The 22,646-nt window shown below is 46.7% G+C and carries 19 protein-coding genes; 13 read left to right on the forward strand and 6 right to left on the reverse strand.

From position 1 onward, the window contains the following. Positions 1-216: 216 nt before the first annotated feature. A complete protein-coding gene (locus tag KTG12_RS00080) occupies positions 217-2,850 on the forward strand; it encodes a sensor histidine kinase (protein ID WP_155143964.1) in 2,634 nt (877 codons plus the stop codon). Between the two features lie 8 nt (positions 2,851-2,858). Beyond that, positions 2,859-3,614, forward strand: a complete 756-nt coding sequence (locus KTG12_RS00085) for a LytTR family DNA-binding domain-containing protein (RefSeq protein WP_122116558.1) — start codon at positions 2,859-2,861, stop codon at positions 3,612-3,614. Positions 3,615-3,636: 22 nt separating this feature from the next. Here the strand turns inward: KTG12_RS00085 and KTG12_RS00090 are convergent, their stop codons facing one another. The 3 genes from KTG12_RS00090 to KTG12_RS00100 form a co-directional block, all read right to left on the reverse strand. Continuing rightward, entirely contained in the window at positions 3,637-4,059 is a 423-nt protein-coding gene (locus KTG12_RS00090) for a hypothetical protein (RefSeq protein WP_005633806.1), read from the reverse strand. A 12-nt stretch (positions 4,060-4,071) separates the two neighbouring features. Next, positions 4,072-4,731, reverse strand: coding sequence for a hypothetical protein (locus tag KTG12_RS00095; RefSeq protein WP_138272575.1), 660 nt, complete (start codon positions 4,729-4,731; stop codon positions 4,072-4,074). A 97-nt stretch (positions 4,732-4,828) separates the two neighbouring features. Next, a complete protein-coding gene (locus KTG12_RS00100) occupies positions 4,829-5,326 on the reverse strand; it encodes a PH domain-containing protein (protein ID WP_005645125.1) in 498 nt (165 codons plus the stop codon). 105 nt (positions 5,327-5,431) lie between these two features. Here KTG12_RS00100 and mnmG point away from each other — a divergent pair, with 105 nt between their 5' ends. The 5 genes from mnmG to deoC all read left to right on the forward strand — a co-directional run bounded on the left by mnmG (position 5,432) and on the right by deoC (position 10,936). Beyond that, positions 5,432-7,309: a tRNA uridine-5-carboxymethylaminomethyl(34) synthesis enzyme MnmG gene (mnmG, locus tag KTG12_RS00105; protein ID WP_138272576.1), complete on the forward strand. Its 1,878-nt coding sequence runs from the start codon at positions 5,432-5,434 to the stop codon at positions 7,307-7,309. A gap of 85 nt (positions 7,310-7,394) precedes the next feature. Beyond that, entirely contained in the window at positions 7,395-9,200 is a 1,806-nt protein-coding gene (gene uvrC / locus KTG12_RS00110; RefSeq protein WP_122204104.1) for an excinuclease ABC subunit UvrC, read from the forward strand. Positions 9,201-9,204: 4 nt separating this feature from the next. Then, complete coding sequence (dtd, locus tag KTG12_RS00115) at positions 9,205-9,657, forward strand: D-aminoacyl-tRNA deacylase (RefSeq protein ID WP_138272577.1); 453 nt, start codon at positions 9,205-9,207, stop codon at positions 9,655-9,657. Between the two features lie 6 nt (positions 9,658-9,663). Then, positions 9,664-9,996: a nucleotide pyrophosphohydrolase gene (locus KTG12_RS00120; RefSeq protein ID WP_005633817.1), complete on the forward strand. Its 333-nt coding sequence runs from the start codon at positions 9,664-9,666 to the stop codon at positions 9,994-9,996. Between the two features lie 4 nt (positions 9,997-10,000). Beyond that, complete coding sequence (gene deoC, locus KTG12_RS00125) at positions 10,001-10,936, forward strand: deoxyribose-phosphate aldolase (protein ID WP_005633819.1); 936 nt, start codon at positions 10,001-10,003, stop codon at positions 10,934-10,936. 174 nt (positions 10,937-11,110) lie between these two features. On the opposite strand, the gene KTG12_RS00130 is transcribed toward deoC, so the two are convergent. Together KTG12_RS00130 and KTG12_RS00135 are read right to left on the reverse strand one after the other, a co-directional pair. After that, a complete protein-coding gene (locus KTG12_RS00130) occupies positions 11,111-11,956 on the reverse strand; it encodes a Bro-N domain-containing protein (RefSeq protein ID WP_046452874.1) in 846 nt (281 codons plus the stop codon). Between the two features lie 240 nt (positions 11,957-12,196). After that, entirely contained in the window at positions 12,197-13,171 is a 975-nt protein-coding gene (locus tag KTG12_RS00135; protein WP_005633823.1) for a polyprenyl synthetase family protein, read from the reverse strand. A 99-nt stretch (positions 13,172-13,270) separates the two neighbouring features. Between KTG12_RS00135 and polA the strand changes: the two genes are divergently transcribed. From polA to KTG12_RS00165, 6 genes are all read left to right on the forward strand, one after another. Further along, entirely contained in the window at positions 13,271-16,093 is a 2,823-nt protein-coding gene (gene polA / locus KTG12_RS00140; protein WP_138272578.1) for a DNA polymerase I, read from the forward strand. Positions 16,094-16,427: 334 nt separating this feature from the next. Then, entirely contained in the window at positions 16,428-17,099 is a 672-nt protein-coding gene (locus KTG12_RS00145) for a hypothetical protein (RefSeq protein ID WP_046452503.1), read from the forward strand. Positions 17,100-17,243: 144 nt separating this feature from the next. After that, the gene (gene ychF, locus KTG12_RS00150) at positions 17,244-18,347 is read left to right on the forward strand and encodes a redox-regulated ATPase YchF (RefSeq protein WP_022321415.1); all 1,104 of its coding nucleotides are present in this window, start codon (positions 17,244-17,246) and stop codon (positions 18,345-18,347) included. 21 nt (positions 18,348-18,368) lie between these two features. Further along, a complete protein-coding gene (locus tag KTG12_RS00155; protein ID WP_022321416.1) occupies positions 18,369-19,784 on the forward strand; it encodes a DUF1080 domain-containing protein in 1,416 nt (471 codons plus the stop codon). Between the two features lie 111 nt (positions 19,785-19,895). Beyond that, positions 19,896-20,153 (forward strand): hypothetical protein, encoded by a 258-nt coding sequence (locus KTG12_RS00160; protein ID WP_022321417.1) that lies wholly within the window; start codon positions 19,896-19,898, stop codon positions 20,151-20,153. A 38-nt stretch (positions 20,154-20,191) separates the two neighbouring features. After that, positions 20,192-21,115: a TolB family protein gene (locus KTG12_RS00165; RefSeq protein WP_046452501.1), complete on the forward strand. Its 924-nt coding sequence runs from the start codon at positions 20,192-20,194 to the stop codon at positions 21,113-21,115. Between the two features lie 383 nt (positions 21,116-21,498). Here the strand turns inward: KTG12_RS00165 and KTG12_RS00170 are convergent, their stop codons facing one another. Next, on the reverse strand, positions 21,499-22,641 hold the full coding sequence (locus KTG12_RS00170; protein ID WP_005645146.1) for an acyltransferase: 1,143 nt from the start codon (positions 22,639-22,641) through the stop codon (positions 21,499-21,501). Positions 22,642-22,646 lie beyond the last annotated feature (5 nt).

Below are 22,646 nucleotides of genomic sequence, written 5' to 3' on the forward strand. Positions count from 1 at the left end.
TTATAAAGGGGGAAAGCTAAAGGGCTGATTGAAAGAAGTGGCTGCTACAGTAATTCCATCCTTTTCACAAAGTCAGAAATAAAATAAACAATATACAACAAACTTTTATTTCAAATACTCATTCAAAACAACCATCCGCTCATTAAGTCAATAATAAGCGGTCTTTACGGGATATATTTGAAGGGTAATTCAATGATTCATCTTATTTTTACAGGTATGAAAACAACAACGCTCCTATTGCTTCTCCTTTTTCTAGTAAACAGCAGTTCGGCTGAAACGTTCATCCCCTATACCCCCGACTCTTTGAAAAAGGGCGATTGGGTGGAAATCGAGTCCGTCCACTACTATCCCTATGTGGCTCCGGGCATCGAAGAAAAGGTTCCCTGGCGGGCGGAAAACATCCGACGAGTCATCTTTAAGGCGACCGTAACGGATCTGAATGAACGTACCCTCACCCTTGATTATACGTTCAAGAGCCTGTACGATTGCAGGAACGATACCGGGAAGCCCGGTTTCTACTATTTTGACAGCCGTTATCAACAGGACTTCACATTCGATCACGGGATGGTCGGCAAACGGTTCCTGCGCGTCACATACGATCGGGAAAGCCGGAAAGCACATACTTTAGACAAACAAGAAACTACCTTTTCTTACTCGAAAAACTATGTTCCTTTCGGAGTAAGACAGGCAGGGTTGTCTGCCTATCCGGGAACGACTATCCAGGATTCCTTACCCTTGGACAAACAGCTTGCACCGGCGGTACAGGATATCCTGACCGGCTGGCAGGAAGACGGGATGCCTCGGCTGGCACAAAACACGCGGGTCATCGACGCCTCGTTCTCCCTTCCTCCGAATACGGAATTTACGTGTAGCTATGTCAATTTCGACTTGTCTGACGATTCGACCGTCCACAAGAAGATATTCATCCCCTACCCGACCGAACACAAAGTGGGCGAACGGGTGACGATCCTGCTTACTCCGGGGGATTCCATCACGCAAGACAAAGAATTGTTTGCCACAACACACAAAAGACGTTATCAGGGACGGGGAAGCGAACAAAGCAATTTCCAATACAGCTACCGAAGATTCGCCGACCTGTACGAATCAGACCTTTATATGTACCCTTCGGACCTCGAATCTCCCGATAAAATGAAAAAAGCCTTCCAACTCCGCGAATCTTTGTTCCAAAATGTATTAGCGAAAGATTTTAAAAACATGGATCCTTATTGGCAGATGGTATTCGAACGTTCGGAACAGTATCTTAAAGGGGCGCTTGCCCTTCATCTCTATATGTATGCCAGCGATAAAGAAGTTTGGCACAAAAGCGGCTTGGTCGACTGGCAAGCTCCCTATTTCGTCTCGGTCAATCCACTTATCGATTTTGCATACAGCATGCATCGACCGGAGGTCGCTAATTACTTTTATTTTTTGAATGTTTACACGATGTATAAGAAACAGGAATTGAAAGCAGATAACCTGAACCTAAAAACACAAAAAGCGAAGGAAAAGGCAGATGATTATTATCTGAATAAACATATCCTCTCCGGCTTTCCCAAATATCAAGTAAACGGAATGAATTTACAATTTTTAATGCACGATAAAACGTTAGCTGAAACTCAAGAAGATTACAACGATTTTATCCGCTCCTGTCCGGATACCAGCCTGACAAATCAGCTTCGAAGAGCATACGATAAACTATTGCCCTTCGAAGCCGGAAAAAATATCCGGGAAAGCGGCCTTAAGATAGCCGATAGCCTGCATCTGGTGAAAGGAAGCGACCGAAAATACATCCTGCTGTTTTTATCAACGAGGGAACAAGGTCTTCCAGCGCCAAGCCTTCAAAATGCACTCGATTTCAAGAAACGCCTCGAATCGGAAGGGCTGGCCTCCATCGTACAACTCGAATTATATTCAAAATTCCAATCTAACAATGCCAAACGGGTAAAGCCTTTTAAAGCTATTTCCGATCTGCAAATAGAAGAATTAAGGCGTAAGGAACTCGGCACCGTGACTATCCTGATGCGTGAAGACGGGACCATCCTCCATCGGCAATTTACGAATTGGCAATTTGACCCCAGCCCCGCCTTGGAAATCATTCAAAACGACCTGAAACGGGAAGACGAATCTTTCAACGATTTTCTAAAAGGATTCAAAGAAGGAGTATTAGGTACGCTTTTAATCGCTGCAATCATCGGTATCGCTTATTATTCCAGGGTGAAAGGGAAGCAAAAGAAGGAACGTAACCGCCGCCGTATCCGTGAACTCGAACTACGCGCCATCCGTTCACAGATGAACCCGCATTTTATTTTTAATGCGCTCAGTTCGATCCAGAATCTGATCAACCGCTCGGCCAATCAGGAGGCGAATAAGTATTTGATCGACTTCTCACGCCTGTTGCGGAAAGTGCTGGCGACTTCCGAAAAGAAACTGATCCCCCTCTCTGACGAGATCGAACAGTTGCAGCTCTACCTGAAGCTCGAACAGCTCCGTTTCCCCTTCTCCTACTCGCTGACGGTAGACAATAATATCGAACCGGATGCGATCGAGATTCCGGGGATGCTGATACAGCCTTTCGTCGAAAATGCCGTCAAACACGGAATCGCTCCGCGCGGTACGGGAGAAATCATAATTCGATTATCTTTGCAAGACCAGTTGTTGGTCATCGACATCATCGACGATGGTCCCGGAATGGTAACTGAAACGGAAAGCGGCTTCGGTATCCGTGCCATCAGCAACGAGTTCGAGATATTAAAGGATTTGTACAATACGGAAATCGGCATAACGATCGAAAACAGGCAGAAGAAGGAATCTGTTTCCGGTTGCCATGTCCGGCTATCCATCCCTTTATAAGACAAAATATGGACACCAAAATAACCGCAGCAATCGTAGATGACGAGCAGGGGAACCGGGAGAACCTGCTCCGCATGATCGGGAACTATTGTCCGCAGATCAGGATATCGGCCATTTGCAGCTCCGTCATCGAAGCCCGTACCGTACTGCCCGAAGCTAAACCGGACATCCTTTTCCTAGATATCCGGTTGGGCGACGACACCGGTTTCTCCCTCTTAGGTAGCCTTCCGGAAATTCCTTTCGAAGTGATTTTCGTTACCGCCTACGATAGCTATGCGATCCAGGCCATCCGCTTCAGTGCGCTCGACTATCTGCTGAAGCCTATCGACCCGGAAGAACTGACGCATGCCGTAGACAAGGCGGTCCAGGTCGTCCTTCGGAAACAGGAGAACAAACGGATGCAGAACCTCCTGCAAAACACGCAAGCATTGGACAAACAAAAGAAAATAGCTCTGTCGGTCGCCGATAAGATAGAGTTTGTAGAAATCGGTTCCATCATCCGTTGCGAATCCGAAAGCAACTACACGACTTTCTATTTGAAATCGGGAGAAAAACTGATCGTATCGAAGACACTCAAGGAGTTTGACGAACTACTGGCCCCTTACCATTTCCTTCGCGTCCACCAATCACATCTGATCAACCTGGATGAAATCAAAAGTTTCATCAAAAGCGACGGTGGATATATACGCATGAAGGACGGAGCCTCGGTCAGCATTTCCCGCCAACGGCGAAACTATGTGATGGAAGTATTAAAACAATTATAAACCAAGCCATCTAAATAACTGCTCATTCCTTATATTTCAAATCGAAACGGCCTTCCGTAATGCGTCCTCCCTCGAAAGTGCCGCTGAACACGCCGTCCGACATACGGGAGATGTAGACCTTGCCATCTTCCATATTTTGATTTTCAAAAGAGAGATTCACATAAGGAAGCGTTTCTCCCTCCTTGGGATCGGCAATCGTAAAACGGATATACGAACCGAGACCGACCTGCGCCGAAACCGTCACGCTGGAACCCTCTTCCCGCTCCAAATATTCCGCAGAAGGCATCCCCCACCGGCCGCTTGTATACACCCAGCCGTCAACCAAGCAACCAAATGTATTCGCCCCGGTCGTAGTAGCTTCGGGCATGATCGTCGGATCGACCGATTCGTTCTCTTCACAGGCCACACAAAACAGCAACAAACAGATAAATAACAGATGTCTCATAACCGTATCTGATTAAAAGTGTAAATTCATACCGAACAATAAGGATAATTGGGAGAAACATCCTCCGCCACCACTCAATTCAGGAGATTCGACCTGCCATTTCTGACCGTGATACCTGACCGAATAGCTCTCGGAGGAGGTAACGATCCAATTCAATTTTGCAGAAATCCCCACCAATGGAGAAAGACGATACTCGCCTCCCGCCGACAGATTATAGGCCAGTTTATTCATTGACACATTCCGCGGCTTGCCGTACACAAAACTTTTATCTTTATAATGCTGATATCCCACCCCGGTCGATAAAGACAGATTGTATTTCTGCTTCACCATAAACAAGGCAAGCTGAGGCGCGATATAATGCATCAGTATCTTGTCGGAACTTTCGTCATGAGTATTTTTATAACGTCCACCCTGATAGATAAGTCCGGGAGCGAGTTTAAACGAACCGAAGATATATTTGTCTCCTAAGAAATAATAATTGGCATCCCAGGCGATCCCATTCCGCAAATCATTCCGATAAGCATCGGAGTTGTTCGTGATCCCGATCATTTTCCCCAAATACCAGGAAGGCCCTGCATGAACGGAGAATATCGACTTCCCGACAGACGTCTCCTGGGCCAAAACCGACACAGCTTGTATCAACAGCCCTAACAAAAGTACATACTTTTTCATATCATTTCTTTTAGACTTATAATCATAAGTATAAGATGCTCAGAACCAGTAAAACGCTGCACTGGCGGTTATGATAGGATAGGGTCGTATTGTCTCCCTATCTCCAAAGTATCGCTTGGTTCAGATAATGGATAAATTCAGGATCATCGGGTGCAATGATAAAGTTACCACGGCGGGAAGTCGTAATCAGAATACGGTTATCAGAACGCCGGGCAAAAACTTTTACACGTCCGATAGCAGTAGAAGAAAAATATCCGAGATCACCAAACAACCAACCGACACCAAATGAACGGATCATTATTCCTAAATCCAGCCGGTCGACCTCGCGAGCCGAAAGGATTTCCTCTATGTTTATATACGTCTTCCGAAAATACGCATCTATCACCAGTTTTTCTCCATCCACAATAAAACGGTTTGGCATAAATCCTCGAGTAAGCATACAAAAGATCGAACTGACGGCAAACAAACCTAACAAAACAGACAGATTGCCATCCCAAGCCGGAAATATACAGATACCATATAAAAGCAGAAGCATGACAGACGTTTTTATTTTATTGGCATTGTCCATCGAAGAAGAAGATATCCGGGTTTCCATACTCTTATTCCTTTAGTATTACTTAGATATTCCAAGACTCACAAATATAACAAAAATCCCGTACAAACTATTATCTTTGCAAAAGAAACAAAGACAATTAGGACAATGACTTTCAATTACGATGTAATCGTGGTAGGTGCCGGTCATGCAGGCTGTGAAGCCGCAGCGGCAGCCGCCAATATGGGTTCAAAGACGCTTCTCATTACAATGGATATGAACAAGATTGCACAGATGAGTTGCAATCCGGCAGTCGGAGGTATCGCCAAAGGACAGATCGTCCGTGAAATCGATGCCTTAGGCGGATATATGGGAATTGTGACGGACCGGACAGCCATCCAATTCCGTATGCTGAACCAAAGCAAGGGACCGGCCATGTGGAGTCCGCGCTCCCAGAGCGACCGCGCCCGTTTCATCGAATGCTGGCGGGGAATACTGGAAAACCTGCCGAACCTGTATATCTGGCAGGATACCGTACGCGAACTGTTGCTCGACGGGAATACCGTATGCGGCGTAAAAACGGATATGGGAGTCGAGTTCCATGCGAAAAGCGTGGTTCTGACAAACGGGACTTTCCTGAACGGGCTTATGCATATCGGACGGACACAGATCAGAGGCGGTCGTATAGCCGAGCCGGCTGCAACCGGACTGACCGAACAACTGGTCTCATTAGGCATCAAATCCGAACGGATGAAGACCGGAACACCTGTGCGTATCGATGCACGCAGCGTGCACTTCGATGAAATGGCGGAACAGCCCGGAGAAAACGACTTCCATAAGTTTTCTTATATGGACACCTCGCACCGCGTTTTGAAACAACTTAGCTGTTGGACAACGTTCACCAACGAAGCCTGTCATGCAGTCCTGCGCGAAGGTCTCCCCGACTCCCCGTTGTATAACGGGCAAATCCAAAGCATCGGCCCACGTTACTGTCCGAGCATCGAGACAAAAATCGTAACGTTTGCGGACAAGCCACAACACCAACTATTCCTGGAACCGGAAGGTGAAACGACACAGGAATACTACCTGAACGGCTTCTCATCCTCCCTTCCGTTGGATATCCAGCTACGTGCCTTACAACAGATACCGGCATTCCGGGACATACAGATCTATCGTCCGGGATATGCTATCGAATATGATTTCTTCGATCCGACGCAGCTCCACCATAATTTGGAAACAAAACTAATCCGCAACCTCTTCTTTGCCGGACAGATCAACGGGACGACCGGATATGAGGAAGCCGGCGGACAAGGATTGGTAGCCGGCATAAACGCACATATCAATTGCCACGGCGGAGATCCGTTCGTTTTAGGACGCGACGAAGCCTATATCGGCGTACTGATCGACGATCTTGTCACAAAAGGCGTAGACGAGCCTTACCGTATGTTTACCTCACGTGCAGAATATCGCATTCTGCTCCGCCAAGATGATGCAGACATGCGTTTGACGGAAAAGTCGTATCATCTCGGTTTGGCAAAGCAGGACCGCTACGATCTGTTGAAAGAGAAAAAGGCAAGCCGGGATGCGATTATTTCTTTCGCAGAAAACTACTCCATCAAACCGCAATATATAAACAGTGGCCTGGAGGCGTTGGGCACTACCCCGCTCGCACACGGATGCAAGTTGATCGAACTGATTCCACGTCCTCAGATCACCTTGGAGAATATCGCGGAACTGGTTCCGGCATTCCGGACAGAGCTGGACAAGGTCCCTGTTTCACGAAAAGAGGAGATCATCGAAGCGGCAGAAATATTAATCAAGTATAGCGGCTACATCCGCCGCGAGCAGATCATCGCCGACAAGATAAACCGCCTGGAAAATATCCATATCAAAGGCAAGTTTGACTACAATGCGATCCAGTCTTTGTCTACGGAAGCCCGCCAGAAACTGACACGGATAGATCCAGACACGATAGCCCAGGCAAGCCGTATTCCGGGCATCTCACCGAGCGACATCAATATCCTTCTGGTGATGCTGGGACGCTAAACGTGGAATGTTCCACGTGAAACATTTACTTTAACAACAATAGCGTAAAAGACTGAAAATAGGATAGAAACAGATGCAAAAAGCAATGAGCGCAACCGAGGAACATATAAAAACAATCCTTTCCGTCATACCGGAATCGCCTGGCTGCTACCAATACTTTGACGAGAAGGGGACGATCATCTATGTAGGCAAAGCAAAGAACCTGAAGCGTCGCGTTTCCTCCTATTTCAACAAAGAACACGACAGCAACAAAACACGTGTCCTGGTCAAGCAGATACGAGACATCAAATATTTTGTTGTCGACACGGAAGAGGATGCACTTCTTTTGGAGAATAACCTGATCAAGCAATATCGTCCCCGGTACAACGTGCTATTGAAAGACGACAAGACCTATCCGTCCATCGTTGTCAAGAACGAATATTTCCCGCGCGTATTCCAAACCCGGAATATCGTACGGGACGGTTCGCGCTATTACGGTCCCTACCCTTCCATCTATACGGCAAAGGTCATGCTGCAAATGCTGAAAGAACTGTATCCGCTACGTACCTGCAAATATCCTCTTACTCCCGAATCCATTGCGAAAGGACGGTATAAGGTATGCCTCGAATACCATATCAAGCGCTGCAAAGGGCCTTGTGAAGGATTGCAGACATTGGAGGAATACCAGCAAAACATTTCCGAAATAAAGGAAATCCTACGCGGGAATATCTCGCAAATAAGCAAACATCTGTATGAAGAGATGCAGAAACTGGCAGGAGAATTGCGGTTCGAAGAAGCACAGAAGATCAAAGAAAAGTATGAAGTCATCGAGAATTACCGCTCCAAATCGACAGTGGTCACCCCGATGCTCCACAATATAGACGTATTCTCACTGGCCGAAAACGAGAATTCCGCCTACATCAATTACCTGCATATCGGCAACGGAGCGATCGTGCAAGCCTATACATTCGAATATAAAAAGCGTTTGGACGAGTCGAAAGAGGAGTTGCTCAGCTTGGGGATCATCGAAATGCGCAACCGCTTTAAAAGCACTGCACGCGAAATCATCGTTCCTTTTCCGTTGGATATAGAACTGGAAAACGTTTCGATCACCGTTCCGCAGCGCGGAGATAAAAAGAAGCTGGTGGAATTATCGGAAATGAACGTGAAGCAGTATAAGGTCGACAAGCTGAAACAGGCGGAGAAACTGAACCCGGAGCAACGCAGCACACGTCTTTTAAAAGAGATACAGGAGACGCTCCATCTCCCCAAATTACCGGCTCATATCGAGTGTTTCGACAATTCCAATATACAGGGAAGCGACGCGGTAGCTGCGTGTGTCGTCTTCAAAATGGCGAAACCATCGAAAAAAGATTACCGGAAATACAACATCAAAACGGTTGTCGGCCCGGACGACTATGCCTCCATGAAAGAGGTCGTACGTCGCCGCTACCAGCGTGCCATCGTCGAAGAGACTCCCCTGCCCGACCTGATCATCACCGACGGTGGAAAGGGGCAAATGGAAGTCGTACGCGAAGTGATCCAGGACGAACTGCACTTGGACATTCCGATAGCCGGGTTGGCAAAAGACGGGAAACACCGGACTTCGGAACTCCTGTTCGGCTTCCCTCCCGAAACGATCGGCATGCCGATACAAAGTTTCATGTTCAAATTCTTCACGCAAATACAGGACGAGGTGCATCGTTTCGCCATCACTTTCCATAAGGATAAGCGCAGCAAAAGCCAGACAAAATCCGAATTGGATACGATAAAAGGGATCGGAGAAAAGACAAAAGTATTACTTTTACGTCATTTTAAGAGCGTAAAACGAATACGTGAAGCCGGCTTCGACGAACTGAAAGAGGTAATCGGAGAAGCCAAAACAAAAGCATTATTAAATGGTTTAAAATAAAGATATGAGAACATTGATACAACGGGTACAGCATGCCTCCGTAACCATAGACGGACAGCTGAAATCCAAAATCGGGAAAGGTCTGCTCGTACTGGTCGGTATTGAAGACCGCGACACGCAAGAAGATATCGAATGGTTGTGCAAGAAGATTGCCAACCTGCGCATCTTTGACGATGAAAACGGCGTTATGAACCGTTCTATCGTCGAAACGGAAGGCGAAGTGATGGTGGTCAGCCAGTTTACCCTGCACGCCTCCACAAAGAAGGGAAACCGCCCTTCCTATATCCATGCCTCCAAACCGGACATAGCCATTCCGATGTACGAAGCTTTTTGCGCCGAGATGGGCCTGCAGATCGGAAAGGAAGTACAGACCGGCACGTTCGGCGCCGACATGAAAGTGGAACTGGTGAACGATGGGCCTGTCACGATCTGGATCGACTCACAAAACAAAGAATGAAAAGATATGGCAGAAATTACGCTTAAACAGGCACAGGAGCAGGTGGACAGCTGGATCAAAACGTATGGTGTCCGCTACTTCAACGAACTGACGAATATGACCATTCTGACCGAAGAAGTCGGCGAACTGGCCCGCATCATGGCCCGCACATATGGTGAACAATCTTTCAAGGAGAGCGAGAAACACCGCGATTTAGGCGATGAAATGGCCGATGTCCTATGGGTATTGCTTTGCCTTGCCAACCAGACAGGCGTCGACCTGACGGCTGCTTTCGAAAAGAACCTGCAAAAGAAAACGAACCGGGATAAAGAACGACATATAAACAATAAAAAACTATAAGATTATGGTACACGAACACGATCACGAATGTGGATGCGGACATCACCATCATGATGAAGACACCGAACATCTCCACACCAATAAATACCAGCAAGCATTCGCCAAATTCGAGGCGGCCGGCACAACGGAAGAAGTGACCGGACGGGTAAAGACACTGCTCGGAAAACATGGGAACGACAACTTCACTCCCGACGTTTTGAAGCAGATTCACGGTTTCATCGACCTGACTTCCCTCACCAGTATCGACACGAAAGAGAGCATCTGGAAACTGGTCGACAAGGTGAACGATTTCGAAGGAACCCGCCCCGACGTACCCAACGTTGCCGCCATCTGCACCTATCCCCTGTTTGTTGAGACGGTAAAAGAGGCCCTCTCCGCACAGGAGGTAAAGATTGCGTCCGTAGCAGGCGGTTTCCCTTCCTCGCAGACCTTCATGGAAATAAAGATTGCCGAGACAGCGATGGCCGTCATGCAGGGAGCCGATGAAATCGACGTTGTCATGAACTTAGGCTATTTCCTCGAAGAAAATTATGACGAACTTAGCGAAGAAATTCAAGAGATCAAAGAAAGCTGCCGTGATGCCAAACTGAAGGTCATCCTTGAGACAGGTGCTCTCCAGACTCCCGAAAGCATTCAGAAGGCGGCTGTCCTCGCAGTCTATTCCGGTGCGGACTTCATCAAGACATCGACAGGGAAAGGTTATCCGGGAGCCACTCCGGAAGCCGTTTACACGATGTGCCAAGTCTTGAAAAAGTACCATTCCATCACGGGAAAACGTGTCGGTATTAAAGTTGCAGGCGGTGTCCGCACGGCAGAAGAGGCTGTCCGCTACTATACCATCGTCAAGGAAGTATTAGGAAACGATTGGTTGAATAAAGACCTGTTCCGCATAGGAGCCAGCAGTTTGGTGGAAGACATCGAACACCGTCTGGGAAAATAAGAAGAAAAGCAACGGGATATTTCTCACAAACCCATAGTCTTTTCTTCCAAAGATAACGACATAAATTCGGCTACACCCGGATGTTCCCACCTGCTACACCCGGATCTACCTTAAACGAACACCCGGATGCAGGGATCGCCTACATCCGGGTGTCGTCGTGTTTATATAAGCAGTTTATTCATCTTTCTCTGTATCTTCCGGAAGTTTTTCCAAGGTGCTATGCGCATTCAAGGGAGAGACAACAGAACGTCCCAACTGACTTTCCAATTGCTGCCTGGCCACTTTGGCGACCTTGCCGCCTTCCATCGCTACAGAGGCGTTTTCATCGAAATTTTGAGGGTTCTTTACTTGCGAAAGTTCCGTTGTGGAGGCTTCGGCAAGCATATTCAAGATCAACTCCGTATTAGTCATATTATCCCGGAGGTTTTCTTTCTTAAGCCCCTTATACGCCTTATATTCTTTCGTTGTCTTATCAGACCAAGTCTTTGTGATAATATCGGTCAAAAAAGCGAACTGTACCCCTTCTTCCATTCCACAACGCTTCCATTCGTCCGTCAGATTCTTACGGATCTCAATGCTTTTTAATCGTTGATTGATCCAGCTGTCAGAGTATCCCAAACGTTTATATTCCCACATAGCACGATCTATCGTCAATTCAGGATCCTGCAATTCATCGATTCTTTCACTGGCAATCTGCGCCATCCACCCTTTAAAAGGTTCGGCTTTGGGAGAAGGGACAGATTGAATCAGGCGGAAAAGTTGTTCGGTATCGGCAACATCGGTAAGACGTTTCTTTCCATCTTCGGCAACCAATTTCAACTGGTTACAATTTGTAACCGTTTCATTTCCCTCCTTCTTCAACCGATTTTTCAATACTTTCCAATAATTTCGAGGATCAGGACTGTCGGTTAACACACCTATTACATCTACAATAGAAAAGTACCATTTTTCCAGTTCATCGTCCCAAACGGTCCGGACTTTACGCTCTTCGAAGAGCTTAATCGCTTCTTTTTTTGTCATAGTCACTGTTTTTAAGTAATATCTGGCAAAGATACTGATAATAAAGCAGCAAACCTAAATTTCCTTCGGCATATTTATCAAATTGATTTTCAACCAATAACGTATTAAATGAAAAGAAAAGTGTGATAGAGAGTGACACAGGAGTGATAGATGAAAAGGGCATCTATCACACTCAATACATGTTGATATACAAAGGATGCAAGAAAAAAAGTGATAGAGTGACAGTAAATACGCGAAAATCTATTTACGGCGCTCTACGATGTAATCGGCAAGCAGCAGCAAACCTTCGCGTGCTTCCGATTCAGGAAGTGTCATCAAAACCTCGACCGCTTTGTCATGATATACCTGCATACGCTGTTCAGCATATTCGATTCCCCCGTTCGCTTTCGCAAAATCAATCAGCAAATCTATATTCTCTGTGGTAAAGTCTTTTTCATTTATGATATGAAGGCAATGTTCTGCCTCTTCTCTCCTACCCGTCTGCAACGCGTGCAGCAAGGGGAGCGTGACCTTTCCCTCCCGGATATCGTTGCCGGTCGGTTTGCCGATATTCGCTTCTTTGAAGTAGTCGAAGATATCATCTTTGATCTGGAAACAGTAACCTAAGTATTCGCCGAACTCACGGCATTTTTCCACCATTTCACCGGATGCCCCGGCAGAGATGGAACCGATCTCGGCACAAGCGGAAAGCAGCATGGCCGTCTTTTTCCGTATCACCTGCATATAGCAGGATTCGTCGATGATGCTTTCTTCGGCCGTTTCCAACTGCTTGATCTCCCCTTCCGAAAGATCGCGTCCGAGATTGGAAACAATACCTATGATTTGCAGATTACCTGTCTGGATAGAACGGATCAACGCGGTGGAAAGGACATAATCGCCCACTAAGACAGAAATGCGGTTATCGAATATGGCATTCAAGGAAGGAACCCCGCGACGCTGTTTTGTCTCGTCGATCACATCATCATGAATCAGTGTGGCAGTATGAAGCAGTTCCAACAGAACAGCCGAATTGATCGTATTATCCGTTACCTGCCCACATGCTTTAGCCGTCAAAAGTACTAATAAGGGGCGGACATGTTTTCCGCTCGCATTCAGTATCTGGTCAATAGCTGATTGCAAACGATTCGTTTCGCTTCGCAGCGAAGCAGCAAACTCATCATTAAAACGTTTAAACTCTACGGCAACCGGTTGTTCTATTTTACTTCTATCCTTCATAATTGATCCTAAGATGCGCAAAAGTAACAAAAAGTATCGAGTAAGCGAGTTTTTTCGTACATTTACCGACAATTGTCACACTAAAACGTGTTAAAAGAGATGAAGTTATTCCTCATAGATGCATATGCATTGATTTATCGGTCTTACTACGCTTTTATCAAGAACCCGCGTATCAACTCCAAAGGCATGAACACTTCGGCCATCTTCGGTTTTATCAACAGCCTGGAAGATGTCCTGAAACGTGAAAACCCGACCCATATTGCGGTAGGCTTCGACCCGAAAGGTCCGACTTTCCGCCACGAAGCCTACGAACAGTACAAGGCGCAACGGCAAGAGACGCCGGAAGATATCCGCAAGTCGGTCCCTTTCATCAAAGACATCATAGAAGCCTACAATATCCCGATACTGGAAGTTCCGCGCTATGAGGCCGACGATGTTATCGGCACGGTTGCCAAGCAAGCCGAAAAAGAAGGTTTCGAAGTATATATGATGACACCTGACAAAGACTACGGCCAGCTGGTATCCGAACATATATTCATGTACCGCCCCCGCTTCGGCGGTGACTACGAGATTATGGGCGTACCCGAAGTACTGGACAAATACGGCCTGACATCCGTCGACCAGGTGATCGACCTTTTAGGACTGATGGGCGACAGTTCCGACAACATCCCCGGATGTCCGGGTGTCGGTGAAAAGACCGCCCAGAAATTATTGGCCGAATTCGGAACGATCGAAAATCTTTTGGAGAATACCGACAAGCTGAAAGGCTCCCTTCAAAAGAAGGTCATGGAGAACATGGAGCAGATCCGCTTCTCCAAATTCCTGGCAACAATCAAGACGGATGTACCGATCCGGTTCGATGCTGCCAAATGCATCCGTGAAAAGATGAATGAGGAACGTCTCGTAGAGATTTACACTGAATTAGAATTCAGAACATTTATTAACAGAATGAGCGGAGAGCCGGAAAAAGTCAAAACGGAGTCCAAAACAGCACCGGCGCCAGCAAAAGCCGATACAAGAAAAAAAGCAGCTCCGGCAGGCCCGATTCAAGGCTCGCTCTTTGAAGAATTTGCGACCGAACCTACGGCTGTTCCCAAATATTCGACTCTCGCGAACTTAAAGTCTACTCCTCACACCTATTATCTTGTTGATACAGAGGAAAAAAGAATAGAATTAGGGCGGTTTTTGAACGAACAGGATTTTTTTGCTTTTGACACGGAAACAGATGGTATAGATCCATTGAAGGCCGGATTGGTCGGAATGTCGTTCGCCGTGAAGGAAAACGAGGCCTGGTACGTCCCTGTTCCGGCAGCCCGCGAAGAAGCCGACAAAATTCTTGCCCACTTCTCCCCCGCCCTGCAGAATCCGAAATCTCTCAAGATCGGACAAAATATAAAATTCGACATCCTTGTCGTCCGCAAATATGGAATCCGGATAGCCGGCCCTCTATTCGACACGATGATCGCCCACTACCTTCTGAATCCCGAACTGCGTCACGGTATGGACTACCTCGCCGAAACATACCTTAAATATAAAACAGTACGGATCGAGGAACTGATCGGCCCGAGAGAAAGGAAACAACTTACCATGCGTGACGTCCCGGTTGTCCAAGTAGCCGAATATGCCGCCGAGGACGCGGACATCACGCTCAAGCTGAAAAACTATTTTACCCCCTGTCTGGAAAAAGAAGGACTCGAATCGCTTTTTTATGACATCGAGATGCCTTTAATATATGTATTGGCTGAAATGGAATATACGGGAGTGACGCTTGACACCGTCGCCTTGAAACAATCGTCCGAGGAACTGACGACCGCACTCAAGAAGTTGGAGAAAGAGATCTACGAACTGGCAGGAATGAAGTTCAACATCAATTCTGCCCGCCAGGTCGGCGAAGTCCTTTTCGATCACCTCAAGATAGAAGAGAAAGCGAGGAAGACAAAGACAGGCAGCTATAGCACGAGTGAAGAAATACTGGAAAAAATGCGTTCCAAACATCCCGTCGTGGGAAAGCTGCTCGAATATCGAGGGCTGAAGAAGCTGCTCAGCACCTATATCGATGCCCTACCCGAACTGATCAACCCGGAAACCGGCAAGATCCACACGTCCTACAACCAAGCAGTCACCTCGACCGGCCGCCTCAGTTCCACCAATCCGAACCTGCAAAACATTCCGGTACGCGATGAGTTGGGACGTGAAATCCGGAAAGCCTTTACAGCCGAAAACGAAGACTGTATTTTCTTCTCCGCCGACTATTCGCAGATCGAACTTCGCATCATGGCCCATCTGAGCCAGGATGCCCACATGATAGAAGCCTTCCGCAGCGGAGCCGACATTCATGCCGCCACAGCCGCCAAGATATACGGTATTCCGGTTGAAGAAGTCACTTCCGATATGCGTCGGAAAGCGAAAACGGCCAATTTCGGCATTATCTACGGAATCTCTGTTTTCGGGTTGGCCGAACGGCTGAGCATCCCACGCGCAGAGTCAAAAGAGTTGATCGAAGGATACTTCAAAACCTATCCAGACATCCGTGCATACATGGACGAAAGCATCGAGGTGGCGAAAGAAAAAGGATATGTAGAGACGATCTATAAGCGCAAACGTTTCCTGCCGGATATCAACTCCCATAACGCGATCGTACGGGGATATGCCGAACGAAACGCGATCAACGCTCCGATCCAGGGCAGTGCAGCCGACATCATCAAAGTTGCCATGGTTCGCATCTTCAACCGCTTCGAAACCGAAGGTCTGAGGAGCAAGATGATCCTGCAGGTACACGATGAATTGAACTTTAACGTCTACAAAGACGAATTGGAAAAAGTGAAACAAATCGTGTTGGATGAAATGGAAAATGCAATCAAACTGCAAGTTCCCTTGATCGCCGACTGCGGTGAAGGGGTAAACTGGCTGGAAGCGCATTAACAAAAACACATAAAGTTTATAAATCACAGCATTTATACACTATCTTTGTCGTGAAATTTATTGCAAGGAGTTGCAATATCACATAGTAAAACAGAAGCGTTATCATATTGTCCTTAAGCAAGAAAATCGCCAATTTTTCATCCAGCAAGGACAGTAGACAACAATTGCCTCACGTTTTTTGTATATATATACATAATATATAAACATCAAGCGTGGGCTGTTGTCTATCTGCTGGATAGGTGTTTGGCGATACCTCTTGCTTGGATAGATGGCAGTTCCCACGCTTTTATTATATTTTCCGTCTTAGGGGGACAGATGGAGCAATTGGAAAATTATGTATTTCATATTCCCTGACAATCTTCCGGCATCCGTACAAAAAGCAGCGTTCGAATTCACATCCGGACAGTTCCCCTTGTATCGTTACATAACACCGGATACAGAGATACTGAATCGGGGTATTTCAATCGCTATCCCGGATGAAGCCAGCCACATCCGTTCCATCCGCCTCACGACATCACTGAGCCATTTCACTTACTATTACCCCGAAAAAGGATATAAGATCGCGCAAGGTATCCATCTTCCCCCTTTCCGGGTTCCGGCAGTCGGAGATCTCTATGCAAACGGCGTGATCATACAGGCTGGAGCAGATTCTCCCGGTCAGCATATAGAACCCGATATAGCCCCTTATAAAGGTTCGGTAATGGAGATACGGGAACAGACACTCGATTATTTCGATGCCTTGATCTATTGCGAGTCCATTTCCGAAGGGACCTTAGACAACTGGCATCTGCCGGATATGCTCAATCTGGTATTACTGCACACCAGGCAACGGGAATTCAACATGTTCCTCGCCAAGTATCAAGGAACTTTTTTATACGACGAGGAATACTGGTGCAAAGACAACAGCGTGATCGATCTGGGAGTAGCATTCAATATGGCAAACAGCCGCCTCGCTATATGCCCCAAAAAGGAAAAGCGGCAGGTTCGGGCCATACTGGATTATTAAAAGACTCAAATTCCTCTCCCGCTTATTCGCCCAAACAATATTTTCTATATCCGGTTCGCCTGTATCCGGCAACATAAATACAAAAGATTGTATATCTTTGCAGTCTGGAAACAAAGTTTGAATAAATCATAACAACAAAATAGAATGGCATTACAATGTGGCATCGTAGGACTTCCCAACGTAGGAAAGTCTACTCTTTTCAATTGCTTATCGAATGCAAAAGCACAGTCTGCTAACTTCCCGTTCTGTACGATCGAACCGAATGTCGGCGTGATCACCGTACCGGACGAACGTTTGAACAAACTGGCAGAAATCGAACATCCCCAGCGTGTTATCCCTACTACGGTGGAAATCGTAGACATCGCCGGCCTTGTAAAAGGCGCCAGCAAAGGAGAAGGGCTGGGAAACAAATTCCTTGCCAATATTCGCGAAACAGATGCAATCCTGCATGTACTGCGTTGCTTCGATGACGACAATATTGTTCATGTGGACGGCCGTGTCGATCCGGTTCGCGACAAGGAAATCATTGACACCGAATTGCAGATCAAAGACCTGGAAACCATTGACAGCCGTATTGCCAAAGTGCAGAAACAGGCTCAGACAGGCGGTGACAAGCAGGCTAAAATCGCTTATGAAGTACTTTGCAAATATAAGGAAGCACTGGAACAGGGTAAAAGTGCCCGCACCGTTTCTTTCGAGACGAAAGACGAGCAGAAGATCGCACACGATCTATTCCTGTTGACCGACAAACCGGTAATGTATGTCTGTAACGTAGATGAAGCAAGCGCAGTCAACGGTAATAAATATGTGGATGCTGTCCGCGAAGCCGTAAAAGACGAAGGAGCTGAAATATTGGTCGTAGCGGCCAAGATCGAAAGCGAGATTGCCGAATTCGACACCTACGAAGAACGCCAGATGTTCTTACAGGAGATCGGTTTGGAAGAATCCGGCGTTGCCCGTCTGATCAAGTCCGCTTACAAACTCCTGAACCTGCAAACATTCCTGACCGCCGGTCCCGACGAATGTCGTGCCTGGACTTTCCATAAAGGATGGAAAGCCCCGCAATGTGCCGGTGTGATCCATACCGACTTCGAAAAAGGCTTTATCCGCGCCGAAGTCATCAAATATGAGGATTATATTTCCTACGGTTCGGAATCTGCTGTAAAAGAAGCCGGAAAGATGAGTGTCGAGGGAAAAGAATATATCGTTCAGGACGGCGATATCATGCATTTCCGCTTTAATGTGTAATTACCTAAAACAAAATACATTATGATTGATAAAACCAGTACAGCATTAATAGTGGCCTTGATAAGTATCTTAGGGCTTACCAGCTGCATACGATACAACGTTGCAGAACCATTAGACCGTTTCAGCAGTCCCGAAATGGGAACTGCCGACGGTAATGAAATAACCGTGACAGCCGGATCGACCTGGTTTGCTGAAGGAGAATATGAGAACTTTATACTTACCGGGCAAGCTCTCACCGGGGAAAATGCGGAAGCGGCCTTGTTGTTCCATCATACCGACGGGAAATCAGGCTATGAGGTAGCATTCCGGAACGGAGCCATCGACGGCACACGTAAAAGCGGCAGCCTCACATCCGTGCGTAACCTCTACCGTTCATTAGCTGAAGACGGGAAGTGGTTCGACTTTGAAATTGCTGTACGCGGGCATAACATAATGATTGCCATAAACGATACGGTAGTAGTATGCTATACCGAACCCGAACACCCCTATCGTACAAAAGAGTATGCCGGGCGCTTGCTCAGCCGCGGTTCTATTGCACTAAAAGGTATGAGCGGTGATGTAACCTTTCGTAACCTCAACATGACCCGCTTGGAAAAAGACGCGGTCAATGAGGCAGACACAATGCCACGGATAGACGAACAGAACGATGCTGTGATCCGTTTCCAGCAGCAAAACTTCCCCGTGATAGATTACCACGTGCATTTGAAAGGCGGCCTGACGAAGGAGATGGCGCACGCCATGTCAATGAACTACGGTATCAACTACGGTGTGGCTCCCAATGCCGGTGAGGGTGGCGTAGGCCGTATGCTTGCCGATGACAAGGAAGTGTACGAATACTACAACGAAGTAAAAGACATGCCATTCCTGCGCGGTGTGCAAGGTGAAGGCCGTAAGTGGACAGCCACCTTCTCTCAGAAGGCTTTAGGCGTATTCGATTATCTCTTTACCGACGGAATGACCATTGTGGACCATAAAGGACGTCTGTCAAGGATATACCGCCCCGAAGAGGTACACTACGACGGTGTTACCAAAGAACAATATATGGATCACTTGGTGGACCAGACCGTCAAGATCCTTACCAATGAGCCGGCCGACATCTATGCCAATCCTACCTTCCTGCCGGAAGAGTTGAATGCAGAGTATGCCAAATACTGGACCGATGAGCGTATCGACCGCGTCCTGGATGTATTGAAAAAACATAACATTGCACTCGAAATCAACGCACGCTACAAAATTCCAAGCTTCGACATCATCCGCAAAGCGAAAGAGCGTGGAATCAAGTTCACCTTTGGGACGAACAATGTCGATGCCGATTTCGGCAAACTGGAATATTGCCTGCAAGCCGTCGACGAATGCGGTCTGACAGCAGAAGATCTCTGGTTTCCGACTATGAGCGTACGCGGTACTCGCGAAGTGGTGCTGTATAATAAGTGGTAAAATCTTCTCTTTACAAATAATTTTCATTTTCAGGTGCGCTGTCTATACTTAATCAACAGCACACCTGTTGTTTTATAGATACTCCTATCACATTCTATGGAATATTAGAAAGTGACCAAACTTATCCTCTACAGCAAAGCTGGCCATCTCCTGCTGGACGAACCGTTCAACGCCTCTCCTATTGCTGCAGAAGAAATACGTATGCACATCACCGAAAGCGCCCGGACAAGAGGCATTATCTTGATAGACCACAATTTCAGGGTAGTGCACAAAATAGTAAACCGCACCCTGCTTCTGGATCAATGCTACCTAAAGAAAACCAAGGAAAAGAAAAAATTAATCCCTTACGGTCATTATCGTCCCGGCTAATTTTAGTATCTTTCAGCGCATATTAATTCTCAATCATTATGAAAACCTGTTGTATGATTCTCTTAGCGGCTTTCACGTCGCTCGCATCCGCCCAACAAAACGACGTAACCAGCATATTGGAAGTACTGGACGTAACAAACGGCAGGCGCACCGTAGTCAAAGAATTCCCCTACCGTGTCGAAGCTCCAAACTGGACACCCGACGGCCAGTGGCTCGTGTATAATAGCGGGGGAAAACTGTACAAACTCTCCCCCGATTCGCCCGGCGAACCTGAAATGATAAACACTGGCTTTGCCACCCGATGCAACAACGACCATGTCATAGCTGCCGACGGCAAGCAGATAGCTATCAGCCACGGGACGAAAGAAGACGGCAAATCACGCATCTATACCCTCCCGATGCAAGGAGGGACACCTCGCTTGATCACCCCGATTGCTCCTAGCTACCTACACGGATGGAGCCCGGATGGACGGCAACTTGCCTATTGTGCCGACCGGAAAGGCAATTATGACATTTACATTATTCCAGTTGAAGGAGGAGAAGAAAGACAGCTGACGACAGCAGAAGGATTGGACGATGGTCCCGAATATTCCCCTTGCGGAGAATATATCTGGTTCAATTCCGTACGCACGGGTTTGATGCAAGTATGGAGAATGAAGAAAGACGGCTCCGAACAAACCCAGATGACGTTTGACGAAACCCGCAATTCCTGGTTTCCTCATGTCTCGCCTGACGGTAAATCCGTTATCTTTATCACTTATTATAAAGGAGATCTGGAACCGGGGCAGCATCTTCCCAATAAGAACGTTGAACTTAGGATTATGCCAGCCACAGGAGGAAAGCCAAAAACATTAGTCAAGTTATTCGGAGGACAGGGCACAATCAATGTCAATTCCTGGGCTCCGGATAGTAGGCGCGTCGCATTCGTCAGTTACCGCCTCTCCTCTCCTTCATCCAAATAAGCATTCTTGGCGGTGTCAAAACTATTCTACCCCCACGCTTAACGCACCGCCAAGCTTTTACATTATATAGAAAAACATCATTTCTAATAAAAAAAGGAATGCCGTACCGACATTCCCTACCAAACACACATTTACCTCTTATTTCATACCATATTTCTGCATTCCATATTCACCTAATATTTCAAGGCATCTGAGGCACTTTCTAAAAAACTTCTTCATAGCTTCTCTCTTTTTGTTTAAAACGACTCATGCAAAACACACCCGCATTAGTATTGCACAATTATGTTTTACAACACAAAAATAGAGGTAAAACAGATACGTTATTCACCTCAAATGTCTATTTAACATCATTTGTACAAACAGCCGAACAATAAAAAAGCACCTTAGCCTATGATATATTTCGCATGTGGCAACTTACTCACCAGATAAGTAAATGACCATGAACAAATAAAGGTAAGAATGGTCGAAACAGGAACCAAGGCCGGAATAGGTGTTCCAATCCACTGCGCGAACATATAGGAAGGACCGACAAAGAAATAATGCACGCAATACAAGCCAAAACCACATTTGGTCAGATTGGCAAGGGCACGGCAAATAACCGGCGAAGTAATCCGTACTTTCCGTACCAACAAGAAAACGGCAGCCGTCATCAACAATGCGTTAGGCGAACAATAAGTAAAGAACAACTCCATCCCCTCCTCGCTCACGTTCGGATCGGATGTCATATAGCGAAAGCCGGCTAATGTAATAAAATAGCCAACTAAAAACAGCGGAACCGTCACCGAGAAAGTCTTGCCAAGCGACCAATCCGTTCTTTTCCCTAAATAATGTCCTAACAGCAAATAGCCGTTGAAACCGGCAAAATAATAAAATAGACCGAATGAATTCCATGAGCAGGTTCCGAACTGGTAATGCGAAACAAACTCCGTCAGATAAGGGATAAACAACGAAATAAACCAAAACGCCAGAAACATACGCTTCGCCTTATCCGACGCCTTTTCCACCCATGCGGAAAAGACCGGCATATACAGATAAAGTCCTATCAGCACATAGATATACCACATTGGCGTCGCATAGACCGTAAAGGTTACAGGGATCAAAGCGATCGTCTTCAACGCCTCTACAAACGAGGCCGAAGGGTTTGGTTCCCAAGGGAAAAAGTCCGTCACCAGTTCCGGGCTGCCTCCTATCCACTGGATGAACCAGGGCGCCAGATCAAACAAAACAGACCAGATCAGAAATGGAAACAACACACGTGGAATGCGTTTCTTATAAAAGGCAGAAGCCTCTTGCCTGACCGGCAACAAAAGAAATCCGGTCATCATCACAAAAAGCGGCACACTGGCACGCAGCATGGAGCCATAAACAGAACCCCAGAAATTGAACTCCGGATTGGCACGCGATTCAGGCGAAGCGTTAAACGGATCAGTGCAATGAATGGCAATCACCATCAAGATGGCGACAAGACGAAGAACATCCAGCCAGACAATATGCGGTCTGGCAGTAGTAGTTTGAACAGTGTCCATGGTAG

It is taken from the genome of Parabacteroides sp. MSK.9.14 (assembly GCF_019041495.1).
Lineage (GTDB): Bacteria > Bacteroidota > Bacteroidia > Bacteroidales > Tannerellaceae > Parabacteroides > Parabacteroides merdae.